Annotated in this window: 14 protein-coding genes; 6 read left to right on the forward strand and 8 right to left on the reverse strand. The window is 29.3% G+C overall.

The genetic code is table 11. The features are described 5' to 3' along the window. Nucleotide 1: 1 nt before the first annotated feature. The 8 genes from ACQRC6_RS01465 to dnaA all read right to left on the reverse strand — a co-directional run bounded on the left by ACQRC6_RS01465 (nucleotide 2) and on the right by dnaA (nucleotide 8,916). Complete coding sequence (locus tag ACQRC6_RS01465) at nucleotides 2-349, reverse strand: anti-sigma factor (protein WP_427847417.1); 348 nt, start codon at nucleotides 347-349, stop codon at nucleotides 2-4. Between the two features lies 1 nt (nucleotide 350). Continuing rightward, the gene (locus ACQRC6_RS01470) at nucleotides 351-662 is read right to left on the reverse strand and encodes an STAS domain-containing protein (RefSeq protein ID WP_427847418.1); all 312 of its coding nucleotides are present in this window, start codon (nucleotides 660-662) and stop codon (nucleotides 351-353) included. Nucleotides 663-670: 8 nt separating this feature from the next. Then, on the reverse strand, nucleotides 671-3,100 hold the full coding sequence (gene gyrA / locus ACQRC6_RS01475) for a DNA gyrase subunit A (RefSeq protein WP_427847419.1): 2,430 nt from the start codon (nucleotides 3,098-3,100) through the stop codon (nucleotides 671-673). A gap of 9 nt (nucleotides 3,101-3,109) precedes the next feature. Then, the gene (gyrB, locus tag ACQRC6_RS01480) at nucleotides 3,110-5,023 is read right to left on the reverse strand and encodes a DNA topoisomerase (ATP-hydrolyzing) subunit B (RefSeq protein WP_427847420.1); all 1,914 of its coding nucleotides are present in this window, start codon (nucleotides 5,021-5,023) and stop codon (nucleotides 3,110-3,112) included. A gap of 13 nt (nucleotides 5,024-5,036) precedes the next feature. After that, a complete protein-coding gene (gene recF, locus ACQRC6_RS01485; protein ID WP_293558310.1) occupies nucleotides 5,037-6,113 on the reverse strand; it encodes a DNA replication/repair protein RecF in 1,077 nt (358 codons plus the stop codon). Next, entirely contained in the window at nucleotides 6,110-6,322 is a 213-nt protein-coding gene (gene yaaA, locus ACQRC6_RS01490) for a S4 domain-containing protein YaaA (RefSeq protein ID WP_427847421.1), read from the reverse strand. The genes recF and yaaA overlap by 4 nt, the downstream gene beginning before the upstream one ends. A 2-nt stretch (nucleotides 6,323-6,324) precedes the next feature. Then, the gene (gene dnaN / locus ACQRC6_RS01495; protein ID WP_293558314.1) at nucleotides 6,325-7,419 is read right to left on the reverse strand and encodes a DNA polymerase III subunit beta; all 1,095 of its coding nucleotides are present in this window, start codon (nucleotides 7,417-7,419) and stop codon (nucleotides 6,325-6,327) included. A gap of 147 nt (nucleotides 7,420-7,566) precedes the next feature. Further along, on the reverse strand, nucleotides 7,567-8,916 hold the full coding sequence (gene dnaA / locus ACQRC6_RS01500) for a chromosomal replication initiator protein DnaA (protein WP_293558316.1): 1,350 nt from the start codon (nucleotides 8,914-8,916) through the stop codon (nucleotides 7,567-7,569). Between the two features lie 442 nt (nucleotides 8,917-9,358). Between dnaA and rpmH the strand changes: the two genes are divergently transcribed. The 6 genes from rpmH (at nucleotide 9,359) to mnmE (ending at nucleotide 13,094) form a co-directional block, all read left to right on the forward strand. Continuing rightward, nucleotides 9,359-9,493, forward strand: a complete 135-nt coding sequence (gene rpmH, locus ACQRC6_RS01505) for a 50S ribosomal protein L34 (protein WP_019139068.1) — start codon at nucleotides 9,359-9,361, stop codon at nucleotides 9,491-9,493. 7 nt (nucleotides 9,494-9,500) lie between these two features. After that, nucleotides 9,501-9,836, forward strand: coding sequence for a ribonuclease P protein component (gene rnpA / locus ACQRC6_RS01510; protein ID WP_293558321.1), 336 nt, complete (start codon nucleotides 9,501-9,503; stop codon nucleotides 9,834-9,836). Continuing rightward, nucleotides 9,833-10,048 carry a membrane protein insertion efficiency factor YidD gene (yidD, locus tag ACQRC6_RS01515; RefSeq protein ID WP_075659723.1) on the forward strand — a complete coding sequence of 72 codons (216 nt, stop codon included), beginning with the start codon at nucleotides 9,833-9,835 and terminating at the stop codon, nucleotides 10,046-10,048. Before rnpA ends, yidD begins: the two co-directional genes overlap by 4 nt. An 18-nt stretch (nucleotides 10,049-10,066) precedes the next feature. Continuing rightward, complete coding sequence (locus ACQRC6_RS01520) at nucleotides 10,067-10,801, forward strand: YidC/Oxa1 family membrane protein insertase (protein WP_293558323.1); 735 nt, start codon at nucleotides 10,067-10,069, stop codon at nucleotides 10,799-10,801. Further along, on the forward strand, nucleotides 10,801-11,631 hold the full coding sequence (gene jag / locus ACQRC6_RS01525) for an RNA-binding cell elongation regulator Jag/EloR (protein WP_427847422.1): 831 nt from the start codon (nucleotides 10,801-10,803) through the stop codon (nucleotides 11,629-11,631). The genes ACQRC6_RS01520 and jag overlap by 1 nt, the downstream gene beginning before the upstream one ends. A gap of 83 nt (nucleotides 11,632-11,714) precedes the next feature. Then, a complete protein-coding gene (gene mnmE / locus ACQRC6_RS01530; protein ID WP_427847423.1) occupies nucleotides 11,715-13,094 on the forward strand; it encodes a tRNA uridine-5-carboxymethylaminomethyl(34) synthesis GTPase MnmE in 1,380 nt (459 codons plus the stop codon). Nucleotides 13,095-13,100: the final 6 nt, after the last annotated feature.

Here is a 13,100-nt window from a genome sequence, read left to right on the forward strand (position 1 = left end):
CTTACAATTTTTTTGACAAAATAAATTTATTTCCATCAAAATAGCATTCATCTACAAGAGATTCAATAATGGTTTTTGAAAGAAACAATTTTTCAGATTTTTCTAACTTTTCTTCATTGATCTCGCTTACACAAATTTTTATATTATTTTCTTCTATTTCAAATACTAAATCGATATGATCTAGGTCAGTTAAACATAGTGAAATATTCAAACTTTCTGTAACTGCCATTTTTAAATCTTCTATTTCTTCAATGTTTCTATTTAATAGATTTAAAATACCAGATAACATTAATCTTACTGTTGAAAAATATTTGGCATCATTAGGTATTTGATATTTAAGTGTATCCATATTACCCCCTGATTTCAAACATATCGTCAAGTTTGGTTATCTTAAAAAGCTTCATAATTGATTTGTTTAAATTTTCAATTACAATTTTATTTCCATCTTTTTCTAACTCTTTTAAAATATAGATAAGTGAACCAAGACCAGTTGAATCAAGATATTCTAAGTCTATACAGTCAAATAAAATATCTTTTTTATTTTTTTCGTAGTATTTTATAGATTTTTCTTTGAATTTTTTTGTATTGTATACATCCAATTCTCCCTTTGGATATATAATTAAAAATTCATCAGTGTTTTTTGACTCTAATTTAAATTCCATAAAGCCTCCTAATCTCCAATATAATTAGCTACAGCTACAACTTTTGCATCAGTCAAATTCATAAGTTTAACACCAGATGTATTTCTTCCTTGGATAGAAATATCTTCTGTCAAAATCCTAATAATAACTCCAGAATCTGCAATTATCATTACATCATCTTCTTTTTCCACAACTGCAGCAGATGCTAAATCGCCAGTCTTTTTAGTAATCTTATAAGTTAAAAGACCTTTTCCGCCTCTGTTTTGTGGTCTGTATTTGGATATTTCAGTTAATTTTCCAAATCCATTTTCAGATATTACTAATAAATATTTATCATCGTATGCAAGATCAGATGAAACTACAATGTCACCATCAGCAAGATCAATTGACTTAACTCCCATAGAATTTCTACCTGATTTTCTAACTTGTTCTTCGTTAAATCTTATTGCAAGACCTTTTTTAGTTACAAGTATTACATCTTCATTATTTTTTGTTAAATGAACATTAATTAACTTATCATCTTCATTTAATTTTATAGCAATTATTCCAGATTTTCTAATATTTTTGTATTCTTTAAATGGGGTTCTCTTTATAAGTCCCTTTTCAGTTACCATTAAGACATTCATGTCAGGGTCGTATTCTTCCACTGGAATTATTGATGTAACTTTTTCTCCTTCTTCTAGTTCAAGTAGATTTACAATTGCTGTTCCCCTTGAAGTTCTTGAATCCTCTGGAATTTCATATGCTTTTAATTTAAATACATTTCCTAAAGATGTAAAGAATAAAATCATATCGTGAGTTGATGTTACAAAAAGTTCCTTTACAAAATCATTGTCTCTCATATTTCCTGAAGAAACTCCTCTGCCACCTCTTTTTTGTGGTTTATAAGTTCCCTCGCTCATTCTCTTGATATATCCAAATTGAGTAAGTGTTATTACAACATCTTCTTTCTTTATAATATCTTCTATTTCTATATCAGTTCTATCGTGAGAAATTACAGTTTTTCTCAAATCTCCATATTTTGTTTTTATCTCAAGAAGCTCTTCTTTTATTAGTTTCATAAGTACATTATTGTCTTCCAAAATTTCTTTAAACCATTTTATATCAGCTTGAAGTTTTTCATATTCAGCTTCAAGTCTTTCTCTTTCAAGTCCTGTAAGTCTTCTTATTCTCATGTCTAAAATAGCTTGAGATTGTGCATCAGATAAGTTAAATTCTTCATAGAATTTTTTCTTTGCTTCAGAATCATCCTTTGATGCTCTTACTATTTTTATAATTCTGTCAATATTATCAAGTGCTATAAAAAGTCCCTCAACTATATGAGCTCTTTTTTCAGCTTTGTCTAAATCAAATTTAGTTCTTCTAGTAACTACTTCAACTTGGTGATCGACATAGTACCTAATAATTTCTTTTAAATTTAAAATTTCTGGCTTTCCATTTACAAGTGCAAGATTTATAATTCCAAAAGTTGTTTGCATTTGCGTATTTTTGTAAAGTTTATTTAAAACAACTTCTGCATTGGCATCTCTTTTTAATTCAACAATTATGTTGATACCCTTTCTATTTGAAGCATCTGTAATATTTGAAATTCCGTCAATTACTTTATTTTTTGCAAGATCAGCAATTTTCATTATAAGTGCAGATTTGTTAACTTGATAAGGAAGTTCTGTAATAACTATTTTTTCACGATTATTTTTAAAACTTTTTATTTCTGCAATTGCCCTTACAATTATTTTTCCTCTACCTGTTTCATAGGCTTCCTTAATTCCTTCAGTTCCCATAATTTGAGCTCCTGTTGGAAAATCTGGTCCCTTTATAATTTCATTTAATTCACTAATGGAAATATTGTCGTTGTCAATATAAGCGATGATTCCATCAATTGATTCATTCATATTATGTGGAGCCATATTTGTAGCCATACCTACGGCAATACCACTAGATCCATTTACTAAAAGATTTGGAAATCTTGCTGGAAGAATAGTTGGTTCCTTTTCGTTATCATCAAAGTTTGGAACGAAATCAACTGTATCTTTATTTATATCTCTTAGCATTTCTTCTGCAAGCTTAGTCATTCTAACTTCTGTATAACGCATTGCTGCAGCACCGTCGCCGTCGATATTACCAAAGTTTCCTTGTCCATCTACTAATGGATATCTAGTATTAAAATCTTGTGCAAGTCTTACTGTTGCTTCATAAATTGAAGAATCACCATGAGGGTGATACTTACCCATTACATCCCCAACAAGCCTTGCAGATTTTCTATATGGTCCATTAGATGCAAGGTTTAGTCCTTGCATTCCATATAAAATTCTTCTGTGAACTGGTTTAAGTCCATCTCTTACATCAGGAAGTGCTCTTGCCACTATTACAGACATTGAATAATCGAGATAAGAAGACCTCATTTTTTTATTAATATCAACATCAAGTATTCCTGATTCTATAAAATTATTTTCAGTCATCTTTCACCCCTATGCATCTATATAATCTGCATAAACTGCATTTTCTGTTATAAATTCTCTTCTTGGTTCAACTTCTGAACCCATTAAAATTGTAAAAGTATCATCAGCTTCTGTTAAATCATCTATATTTACCTTTAAAAGAAGTCTGTTGTCTGGATTCATTGTAGTTTCCCAAAGTTGTTCAGGATTCATTTCTCCTAGACCTTTATATCTCTTAATATTTACTTTTGCGTCTTTATATTCTTTAAGTGCAAGTTTAAGTTCCTTTTCATTGTGACAATATCTAAGTATTTTTGTTCCCTTTTCTATACCATATAGCGGAGCTTGTGCAACATAGACATGTCCCTCTTCTATAAGAGGTTTCATATATCTAAAGAATAATGTCAAAAGAAGAGTCATGATGTGAGCACCGTCAACATCGGCATCAGTCATGATTATAATTTTATCGTATCTTAGTTTGTCTATATTAAATTCTTCGCCAATTCCCGTTCCAAAGGCAGTAATCATTGCACGAATTTCAGATGAATTTAGCATTTTATCCAATCTTGCCTTTTCAACGTTCATGATCTTTCCTCTTAAAGGAAGAATTGCCTGATACTCTGAATCTCTACCGTCCTTTGCAGAGCCACCAGCAGAATTACCTTCGACTAAAAAGATTTCATTTCTCTCTGGATCGTCATTTTGACAATCTGCAAGCTTACCTGGAAGAGTCATTGACTCTAAGTTGTTTTTCTTTCTAGTTAAGTCTCTTGCCTTTCTAGCAGCTTCTCTTGCACGCCTTGCTGAAAGAGCTTTATCTAAAATTTGTTTTCCAATTTTTGGATTTTCTTCCAAGAAAATTGTCAAATCTTCAGATAAAACTGAATCTACAATTCCCCTTGTTTCTGAATTGCCAAGTTTTCCCTTAGTTTGTCCTTCAAATTGTGGGTCAGGAAGTTTTACACTTATTACTGCAGAAATTCCTTCCCTTACATCTTCACCTGAAAGATTTTCTTCTTTTTCCTTTATAATATTATTTTTTCTTCCATAGTCATTTAAAGTTCTAGTAAGAGCAGATCTAAAACCTGAAAGGTGACTTCCACCTTCCTCAGTATTAATATTATTTGCAAAGGAAAGTACGACTTCTGAATAAGAATCTGTGTATTGAATTGCAATTTCAACTGCAGTTTCTTCCCTTACTTCATCTATATATATTATTTCGTCATGAATTGGCTTTTTCTTATGATTAATAAATTCAACAAAGGATTTAATTCCACCTTCATAGTGGAACACTTCTCTTGAATTTTTTCGTTCATCTATGAATTCAATTTTAATCCCTTTATTTAAAAAAGCCATTTCTCTAAATCTCTTAGAGAGAATTTCGTCAGAAAATTCTACAGTTTCAAATATTGTATCATCTGGTTCAAAATAAATTTTAGTACCAGTGTCATCAATTTTGGTTTCTCCTATAACTTCAAGTTCAGTTTTTTTAATACCTCTAGAAAACTCTTGTCTATAAATTTTGCCATCTCTTTTTACAGTTGCAACTAATTTATTTGAAAGAGCATTTACTACAGACACACCTACACCGTGAAGTCCACCAGAAACTTTATAAGCAGAATTGTTGAATTTTCCACCTGCGTGAAGAATTGTAAGTACAGTTTCTACTGTTGATTTGCCAGTTTGTGGGTGTATTGCAACTGGAATACCTGAACCATTATCAGAAATTTCTATACTTCCATCTTTGTTTATTTTTATAATTATATGATCGCATATACCGGCAAGAGCCTCATCAATTGAATTGTCCACAACTTCATATACTAAATGATGGAGTCCTCTTGGTCCAGTAGAACCAATATACATACCAGGTCTTTTTCTAACGGGATCTAGTCCCTCCAATACCTGTATGTCCGATGCGTCATAATGTCTTTTGTCTTTCGCCATTTTATCTCCTGTTCTAATAAATTAATTTACCTTCACTTATTCTATAAAAATTTGCATCAACCGACTTTAAAAAATTATCAGTTTCTGTTGTAGTAATAAATGTCTGTAAATCTTTTAATGAATGTAATAAATACTTACTTCTATTTGAATCAATCTCTGAAAAAACATCATCTAAAAGAAGAAGTGGTTTTATTTTATATAAATCCTTTATTAAATCTGCTTCAGCTAACTTTAAACTAAGTACAATACTTCTTTGTTCGCCTTGAGATCCATAACTCTTAGAAGAAAATTTGTTAATCTTAAAATCTAAATCATCTCTATGAGGGCCAATAGTCGTGTATTTTTTTTCCAAATCCTTAGAAAGAGAATCCTTTAAAAGCATTAAATAATTTTCCATAAGTTCTCTCTCATCAACTAAAACTGGAACCGTTGAAAGATAAGTAATATTAAGATCATCCCCAGAAATTAATTTATAATGCTCTTTAGCAATTTCATTTAATCTCTTTATGGTTTTTAACCTCATAATAATTATTTTAGTCCCATTTTTTACTATTTCTCTGTCATATACATCTAAAAGATTTTTATCCATATTCATCTTAAGAAGTTTATTTCTCTCGAATAAAAGTCTTCTATATTTGTACATATAAAAATCATAATTAAGATCAATATTTGACAATAAATCGTCTAAAAATTTTCTTCTTTCCTTAGGTGAATATTTTATCATATTGAGATCATCGGGATTAAAAAGAACAACAAACCTAGATTTTCTATAATCCTTAGTATTTACTTTTTCATCATTTATAAATAATTTTTTATTTTCAAATTTTGAAATTTCAACTCTATAATCGTCCTTATAATCCTCTATATTATATCTCGTAATAATACTAGAATAATTTTCATCAACATTAATGAGATCTTTATCTTTTGGATTTCTAAAAGAATTTGCCCTTATAGACATATATATAGATTCAATTAAGTTTGTCTTTCCCGAAGCATTTAAACCATAGAGCACGTTTATATTTTCACCAGGAATAAAATCTAAACTCTTATAATTTCTGAAATTAAAAAGTCTTAGATATTTGAGTTTCATTTCTCACCAATTATATATTCATTTCCCTCAAAGGAAATTTTATCTCCCTTGTATAATTTTTTTCCTCTTCTAGTTTCAACTTCTCCATTAACTTTTACATTTCCATCTAAAATCAGAGCCTTGGCAAAACCACCTGATTCACAAAGTCCTGTAAGTTTTAGAAAAGAATCTAGTTTTATAAATTCAGTATCTATATTTATAGTTTCCATAATTACCCCGCAAGTCTAACTGGAAGTACAAGATATATATAGGAGTCATCTTCTTTTTCTGTTATTATTAATGGATTTACGGAATCTGTAAAGTTAAGTACAATTTCCTCAGATTCTAAAATTTTAACTCCATCTAAAATATATCTTGAATTAAAAGCAATATCTAAAACTTCTTCATGTTCTGATGTCTTGACCTTTTCAAAAACATCTCCTATTTCTGAATTACTCTTAATATTGATGTAATTTTCTAATACATTTAATTTAATAAGATTTGCTCTATCTTCTCTTGCAAGAAGAGATGCTCTTTCAACTGCAAGTTGAAATTCCCTTTTCGATACAATAGTAGAAATTTTGTGTTCATCTCTTAGAAGTGCACCGTAACTAAAAAATTCGCCACTTAATAATGTACTATAAAATACAGTGTTATCAAATTTAAAAACTATATTATTTTTTGAAATATTAAGAGTTACATCTATATCATTATCTATTATTTTTACAAGTTCATTAAGTGATCTTGATGGTATAATAATTGAATTTTCAATTCCCGTTTCCTTTTCAAGTTTTTGAATTGCCATTCTAAATCCATCTAGTGCAACGAAGTTTATAAAACTCTTCCTTATATCCATAAGTACACCAGTGAAAACAATTCTAGATTCGTCATTGGAAACTGCAAAAGTAGTTTTCTTTACAATGTTTTTTAAATCATTTGATGAAATATTTATCTTAATATCATCTTCAACCTTTGGAAGATCTGGATATTCATCTGCCTTTTGAGTAGAAATATTAAAAATAGAATCACCACACTTTAGATTCATCACATAATTTTCTACATTTATATTTATAATGTCATTTTCAAGTTTTCTAACAATATCTCCAAATAGTCTGGAATTTATTACGATTTCTCCCTCTCTTTCAACTATTGCATTTAATTTAGTCTTAATGCTTATTTCTGTATCAGTAGCAGCTAATATTAAAGTGTTATCTTTAGCTGTTATTTTTATGCCTTCAAGTATTTGCATAGTTGTTCTCTGAGAAATTGCTTTTTGAACTATTGAAATGTGTTTTGTCAGTTCTTTTCTGTTAACCTTTATTAGCATTTTTTCCTCCTAGAAAATAGTATATAAAATAGTAATAGTAGTAGGGCTTGTTAATTTGTGAATAAGTCCTTAAAATCTTGAGATTTAATAAAAATTAATATTGATAACATGTTGATAAGTTTTTTAATTTTAAAAAGTTATCAACAATTAAGATTTTATTTCTTTTATTAAATTTGTTATCTCAATTTTAAATATAGGATCATTATCTAAATCCTGAGTTATTTTATCGTATGCGTGAATTACAGTTGAGTGATCACGACCACCAAATACATCGCCTATTTTTGGAAGGCTTAAATCAGTAAGTTCTCTAGTAATATACATAGCTATTTGCCTTGGATAAGCAATAGCATTGGTTCTCTTTCGTGAATTCAAATCATCTATTGTTAAACCATATTTTTTGGCAACTTCTGCTTTTATAAATTCTGCTGTAATTTGTTTTTTTTCTTTAGTTTCGTAAATATCTCGAAGGACTATAGCTGCAGAATCAACAGAAATATCAGAATCTGTTAGCTTTGAATATGCCATAACGCGAGAGAGTGCTCCCTCAAGTTCTCTAATATTACTTCTTACATTTTCAGCTATAAAATTCATAACTTCTTGGCTAACTTCAAAACCTTCAGAGTCAGCTTTTTTTCTAAGAATTGCAATTCTAGTTTCCAAATCAGGAGGTCCAATGTCTACTACAAGTCCCCAAGCAAATCTTGAAATTAACCTTTCCTCAAGACTTTTAATATCCTTAGGCGGTTTATCAGAAGTTAATACAATTTGTTTATTTTGTTCGTGAAGTTCATTAAAGGTATGAAAAAATTCTTCCTGAGTTCTGTCTTTATCAGCTATAAATTGAATATCGTCGATCAAGAGAAGATCTACCTTTCTGTACTTATTTCTAAATTCTTCGTTTTTATTAGTTTGAATGGAATTTATAAGTTCATTTGTAAATTGTTCACTTGTAACATATAAAATTTTTTTAGTAGGATCTTGCTCTAGTACAAAATGTCCAATTGCGTGCATTAAATGGGTCTTGCCAAGTCCAACACCTCCATATATGAAGAGTGGATTTGAAAAGGCATTTTGCGGATTTTCATAATTCTCAGAAACTGCAAGTGCTGCTGCATGGGCAAATTCGTTGCTCTTTCCAACTACAAATGTTTCAAAAGTATATTTTGGATTGAGCCTTGATACATTTAAAAATGGCTTATTTATAAGTCCAGCAGGATTTGAATCGGCAGATTCGTCATCTGAAATAATGCTAATGTCAAAATCAATTCCAGTAATTTCCTTTAAAGCATCGCCAACTAAATCAAAGTGTCTTTTGTTATTTACGAGATAATCTCTTATAAAAGGTGACGGAACTTTAATTACAATTTTTTTGCTATCGTAGTCTATTGATTTTGGAAGCATTCGTGAAAACCAAGTGGAATATGTAACTTGAGACATAGATCTTTTTTCAAGTTCTTTTAAGAAAGATTCCCACATTGTGGAAAGTTCTTTGTCCATATTTCCTCCTCATTAACAATTTTTATATTGTTGATAAATTGTAGTTAATAATTAAATCTACAATTGTGAATAAATCTGTGGATAAAAAAATATAAACAATATATTTTAACTAGAATTGTTGATAACTTTGAATAAAAACTAGATTATTTCTAATTTTTACAAAATAAAAATAAAATTATCAACATATTATCAACACAATGTTAATAACTTTATTTATAAACAGTTTTGTTTTTATCTACAAACAATTTATATTTATCCACATATATTTTAACAAATAATGCTAGACTTATCAACAATAAGGGATTTTACAAGATTTTAAAATTTTTAATTTTTGAAATAATTAAAATAAAAATTTTAGCCTATTTACTATTAAATCATCTATATTACTTGACAATTTAACCGTTTGTAAATAAAATGATAAAGATAGAAAGAGGTGAGAATTTTGAAGAGAACTTTTCAACCAAAAAATAAACAAAGAAAAAGAGAACATGGTTTTCGTTCAAGAATGAGAACTAGAGCAGGTAGAGCCGTTATTAAGGCAAGAAGAAGAAAGGGCAGAAAGAGACTTTCAGCTTAGGTTTATAATGAAGGATTGTTATTTAAAAAAGAATAGTGAATTTCAGAGGGTTTATTCTAACAAAAAAATTTCTGGATCTAAGTATATTACTCTTTTTACTGTTGAGAATAAAAGAGATTATCCAAGATTTGGAATTACTGCTACTAAAAAGATTGGAAATGCCGTAAATAGAAATTTTGTTAGAAGAAGATTAAAACACCTTTTAAGAGAGAATTCTCATAAAATAAAACCAGGTTACGATTATGTATTCGTTGCAAAAAAGGATGCATGTGATTCTGATTTTAAAGACTTTAGGAGTTCTTTTTTTTCTGTTTTAAAAAGACAAAAGAAGATGATTAAATGAGTAAAATTTGTATGTTATTAATAAGATTTTATCAAAAATTTATTTCTACATATCTTTTACCAGGAAGACATTGTAGATTTACACCCACTTGTTCACAATATAGTTATGAAGCCTACGAGAAGTATGGTTTTTTTAAAGGTACTTATCTTACTATTAGAAGAATTTTAAAATGCCATCCCTTTCACAAAGGCGGTTACGATCCTCTCATTTAATATTGGAGGAAATTATTAATGCATTTAATTAGTTCTATACTTGGAATTTTTGTAAAGTTCATCTATGATGGACTCGCTACAATTATGCAAAATGAACCAGCTCAAGTTTCATACTTTGCACTTTCGATTATTATTGCTACTATTATTATTAAGCTTTTAATTTTGCCACTAAATATTTCTCAGATGAAAAGTCAAAAGAAAATGGCAAAACTTCAACCAGAGCTTAAAAAAATACAACAAAAGTACAAGAATGATCCACAAACTTTAGCTGCTAAACAACAAAAACTTTATAAAGATGCTAATTATAACGTCGCTAGTGGATGTCTGCCAATGATTATAACAATGGTTGTGTTAATTGCTTTTTATAGAGTGTTTTTAAACCCACAAACCTTCGCTTTTACGGATCCAGGTTTTTATGAAACAATGAACAAGAACTTCTTTTATATAGAGAATATTGATCATGTAGATCCAACTTTTATTATGCCTGTTATAGCTGCTGTTTCAACTTTTTTAGTAAGTTTTATTACTACTAAAAACCCTGCCTCTCAAGGTGCAGGTGCTGATCAGGCTAAGTCAATGATGACTACTATGATGGTTGTAATGCCTATTTTAATTTTTTCAATGGCGAGAAGATATGCAGCTGGTCTTGTTATTTATTGGACTGTTTCTAATATATTTTCAATAGTCCAACAGCTTATTACTAATAAGATTGTAGAAGAAGAGATTGAAGAAGTTGAGGTTAAGGATAAGTAATGAATTATGTAATTAAAACGGGAAAATCCGTTGATGAAGCAGTAAGAGAGGCTCTAAGTGAGTTAAATATTTCAAGAGAAAATGCTGAAATCGAAGTGCTAGATGAAGGTCAAAAGGGATTTTTGGGACTTATTGGTTCTAAGGATGCAACTGTAAAAGTTTGGCCAAAGAAAGATGAAACTAAAAGTATTTTAGATGAAATATTTAACGAAAAAATTGAACCAGAGAAGAGCCAAGACGCAGTTCAAGATAATGTTGAACTTGAAATAGAAAATAATGAAATCTCCACAGAAACAACAGAAGATAGTCTTGAAATTAGTGAAGATGTATATGTTGAAGAAAGTTCAAATAGCATCGAAGAAGAAAATGAAAATATCTTAGATGCTGCTAGAGAATTTACTTCAAAAATTCTTTATACTTTGGAACTTGACAATACTGTGGAAATGGAATTGGAAGATAATACTCTAAACATTAATATCAATGGAGATGAAAATAGACTTGGAATTTTAATTGGAAAAAGAGGCATAACTCTCGATTCAATTCAATATATTTTAAATTTAATAGTTAATAAAAAATCTTCAAGATATATTAGAGTAAACTTAGATTCTAGTGGTTATAGAGAAAAGAGAAAACAAACTCTTATAAACCTTGCAAATAAAATGGCTAATAAGGTTACAAAGACTGGCAGATCAGTTAAGCTTGAACCTATGAATTCTTATGAAAGAAAAATTATTCACACAGCTTTGCAAGATTTTGAAGGAGTTTTAACACATTCTGAAGGGAAAGATCCTTTTAGAAAAGTTGTAATTCAAAAAGAAAGAAAATATTAAAATTTTATAAGAGGGCTTTATTTTAAAAGCCTTCTTTTTTATTTGATTTAATTGTAGTAATATAGTTTAAAAGGACTGATATAATGGGAAATTTAAATGATACTATTGCTGCAATTTCTACTGCAATTGGCGAAGCTGGTATTGCAATTGTAAGAATGAGCGGCGAAGATTCAATAAATATAATAGATAAAATTTTTGTATCTGCCAGTGGAAAAAAGATAGCAGATGCTGAAAATAGAAAGTTTTTGTATGGTCACATATGTGATGGAAACAAAAAAATAGATGAAGTTTTAGTTGTAAAGATGAAGGGACCTCACTCCTATACAGCTGAAGATATTGTTGAAATTCACTGTCACGGAGGAATTGTTTCTGTCAAAAGAATTTTAAATTTAATTCTATCTAAGGGCGCAAGGCTGGCAGAAAAAGGGGAGTTTACTAAGAGAGGTTTTCTTAATGGAAGAATCGATCTAACTCAAGCTGAGGCAGTAATAGATATGATTAAGGCAAAAACAGATATTTCTTTTGATCTTGGCTTAAATCAACTTAGTGGCGCTCTCAGCGAGGTACTAAATAAATTAAAAGATGAACTTATCTCTATGCAGGCTCTTATTGTCGCAAACATAGATTTTCCTGACGAAGATATTGAAGATGCTGCCTACAATGACCTTATTGATAGGAGTGAAAAAATTTTAAACAAAATGGATAATTTTCTTGAAAATTCCAAAAACTCAAGACTCCTTAGAGATGGAATAAATACTGTAATTCTCGGAAAACCAAATGTTGGCAAATCTTCGCTTTTAAATGGACTTTTAAAGTACGAAAGAGCCATAGTAACTGACATTGCAGGCACAACTAGAGATGTGATTGAAGATTATATAAATTTAGATGGTGTTTTATTAAAAATTTCTGATACTGCAGGAATTAGAGAAACTGATGATGAAGTTGAAAAAATTGGCGTAAATATTGCAAGAGAAAAACTGAAAGATGCTGATCTAGTGATTGCGATTTTTGATATTTCAAGAGAGTTTGATCAGAACGATAAAGAAATTTTAAAATTAATCGAAAATAAAAAACATATTATTATATTAAACAAAGATGATTTAGAACAAAAGATTTCTAACGAAGAAATTGTAAAGTATTTTAAAGATGATTATTTGAGACTTTCAGTTATGAAAAATGAATCTGTTAAAAAAGTTGAAAAACTAATTTTAGATTTGTTCTTCGATGGAGAACTTCAAATTTCATCTGACACAGTGCTTTCTAATATTAGGCATATAAATGCATTAAAGGAAGCAAGAAAAGAGCTTTTAGAGGTAAAAGAAAGCTTAAATAAAAAGGTGTTTTTAGATCTAATTGAAGTTGACCTCGAAAATGTAATTGCACATATTTCTGAGATAACAGGAACAATTACAACAGAAGATATTTTGGACAGAGTATTTTCTGATTTTTGTATAGGAAAGTAGGTAAAG

The sequence above is a fragment of the Peptoniphilus sp. SGI.035 genome (genome assembly GCF_050315115.1).
Classification (GTDB): Bacteria; Bacillota; Clostridia; order Tissierellales; family Peptoniphilaceae; genus Peptoniphilus_A.

Bases quoted from the DNA above. Each gene is read 5' to 3' on its own strand.
- ACQRC6_RS01465 (WP_427847417.1), bottom strand. From the start codon at position 349: ATGGATACACTTAAATATCAAATACCTAATGATGCCAAATATTTTTCA.
- ACQRC6_RS01470 (WP_427847418.1), bottom strand. From the start codon at position 662: ATGGAATTTAAATTAGAGTCAAAAAACACTGATGAATTTTTAATTATA.
- gyrA (WP_427847419.1), bottom strand. From the start codon at position 3,100: ATGACTGAAAATAATTTTATAGAATCAGGAATACTTGATGTTGATATT.
- gyrB (WP_427847420.1), bottom strand. From the start codon at position 5,023: ATGGCGAAAGACAAAAGACATTATGACGCATCGGACATACAGGTATTG.
- recF (WP_293558310.1), bottom strand. From the start codon at position 6,113: ATGAAACTCAAATATCTAAGACTTTTTAATTTCAGAAATTATAAGAGT.
- yaaA (WP_427847421.1), bottom strand. From the start codon at position 6,322: ATGGAAACTATAAATATAGATACTGAATTTATAAAACTAGATTCTTTT.
- dnaN (WP_293558314.1), bottom strand. From the start codon at position 7,419: ATGCTAATAAAGGTTAACAGAAAAGAACTGACAAAACACATTTCAATA.
- dnaA (WP_293558316.1), bottom strand. From the start codon at position 8,916: ATGGACAAAGAACTTTCCACAATGTGGGAATCTTTCTTAAAAGAACTT.
- rnpA (WP_293558321.1), top strand. From the start codon at position 9,501: ATGAAGGATTGTTATTTAAAAAAGAATAGTGAATTTCAGAGGGTTTAT.
- yidD (WP_075659723.1), top strand. From the start codon at position 9,833: ATGAGTAAAATTTGTATGTTATTAATAAGATTTTATCAAAAATTTATT.
- ACQRC6_RS01520 (WP_293558323.1), top strand. From the start codon at position 10,067: ATGCATTTAATTAGTTCTATACTTGGAATTTTTGTAAAGTTCATCTAT.
- jag (WP_427847422.1), top strand. From the start codon at position 10,801: ATGAATTATGTAATTAAAACGGGAAAATCCGTTGATGAAGCAGTAAGA.
- mnmE (WP_427847423.1), top strand. From the start codon at position 11,715: ATGGGAAATTTAAATGATACTATTGCTGCAATTTCTACTGCAATTGGC.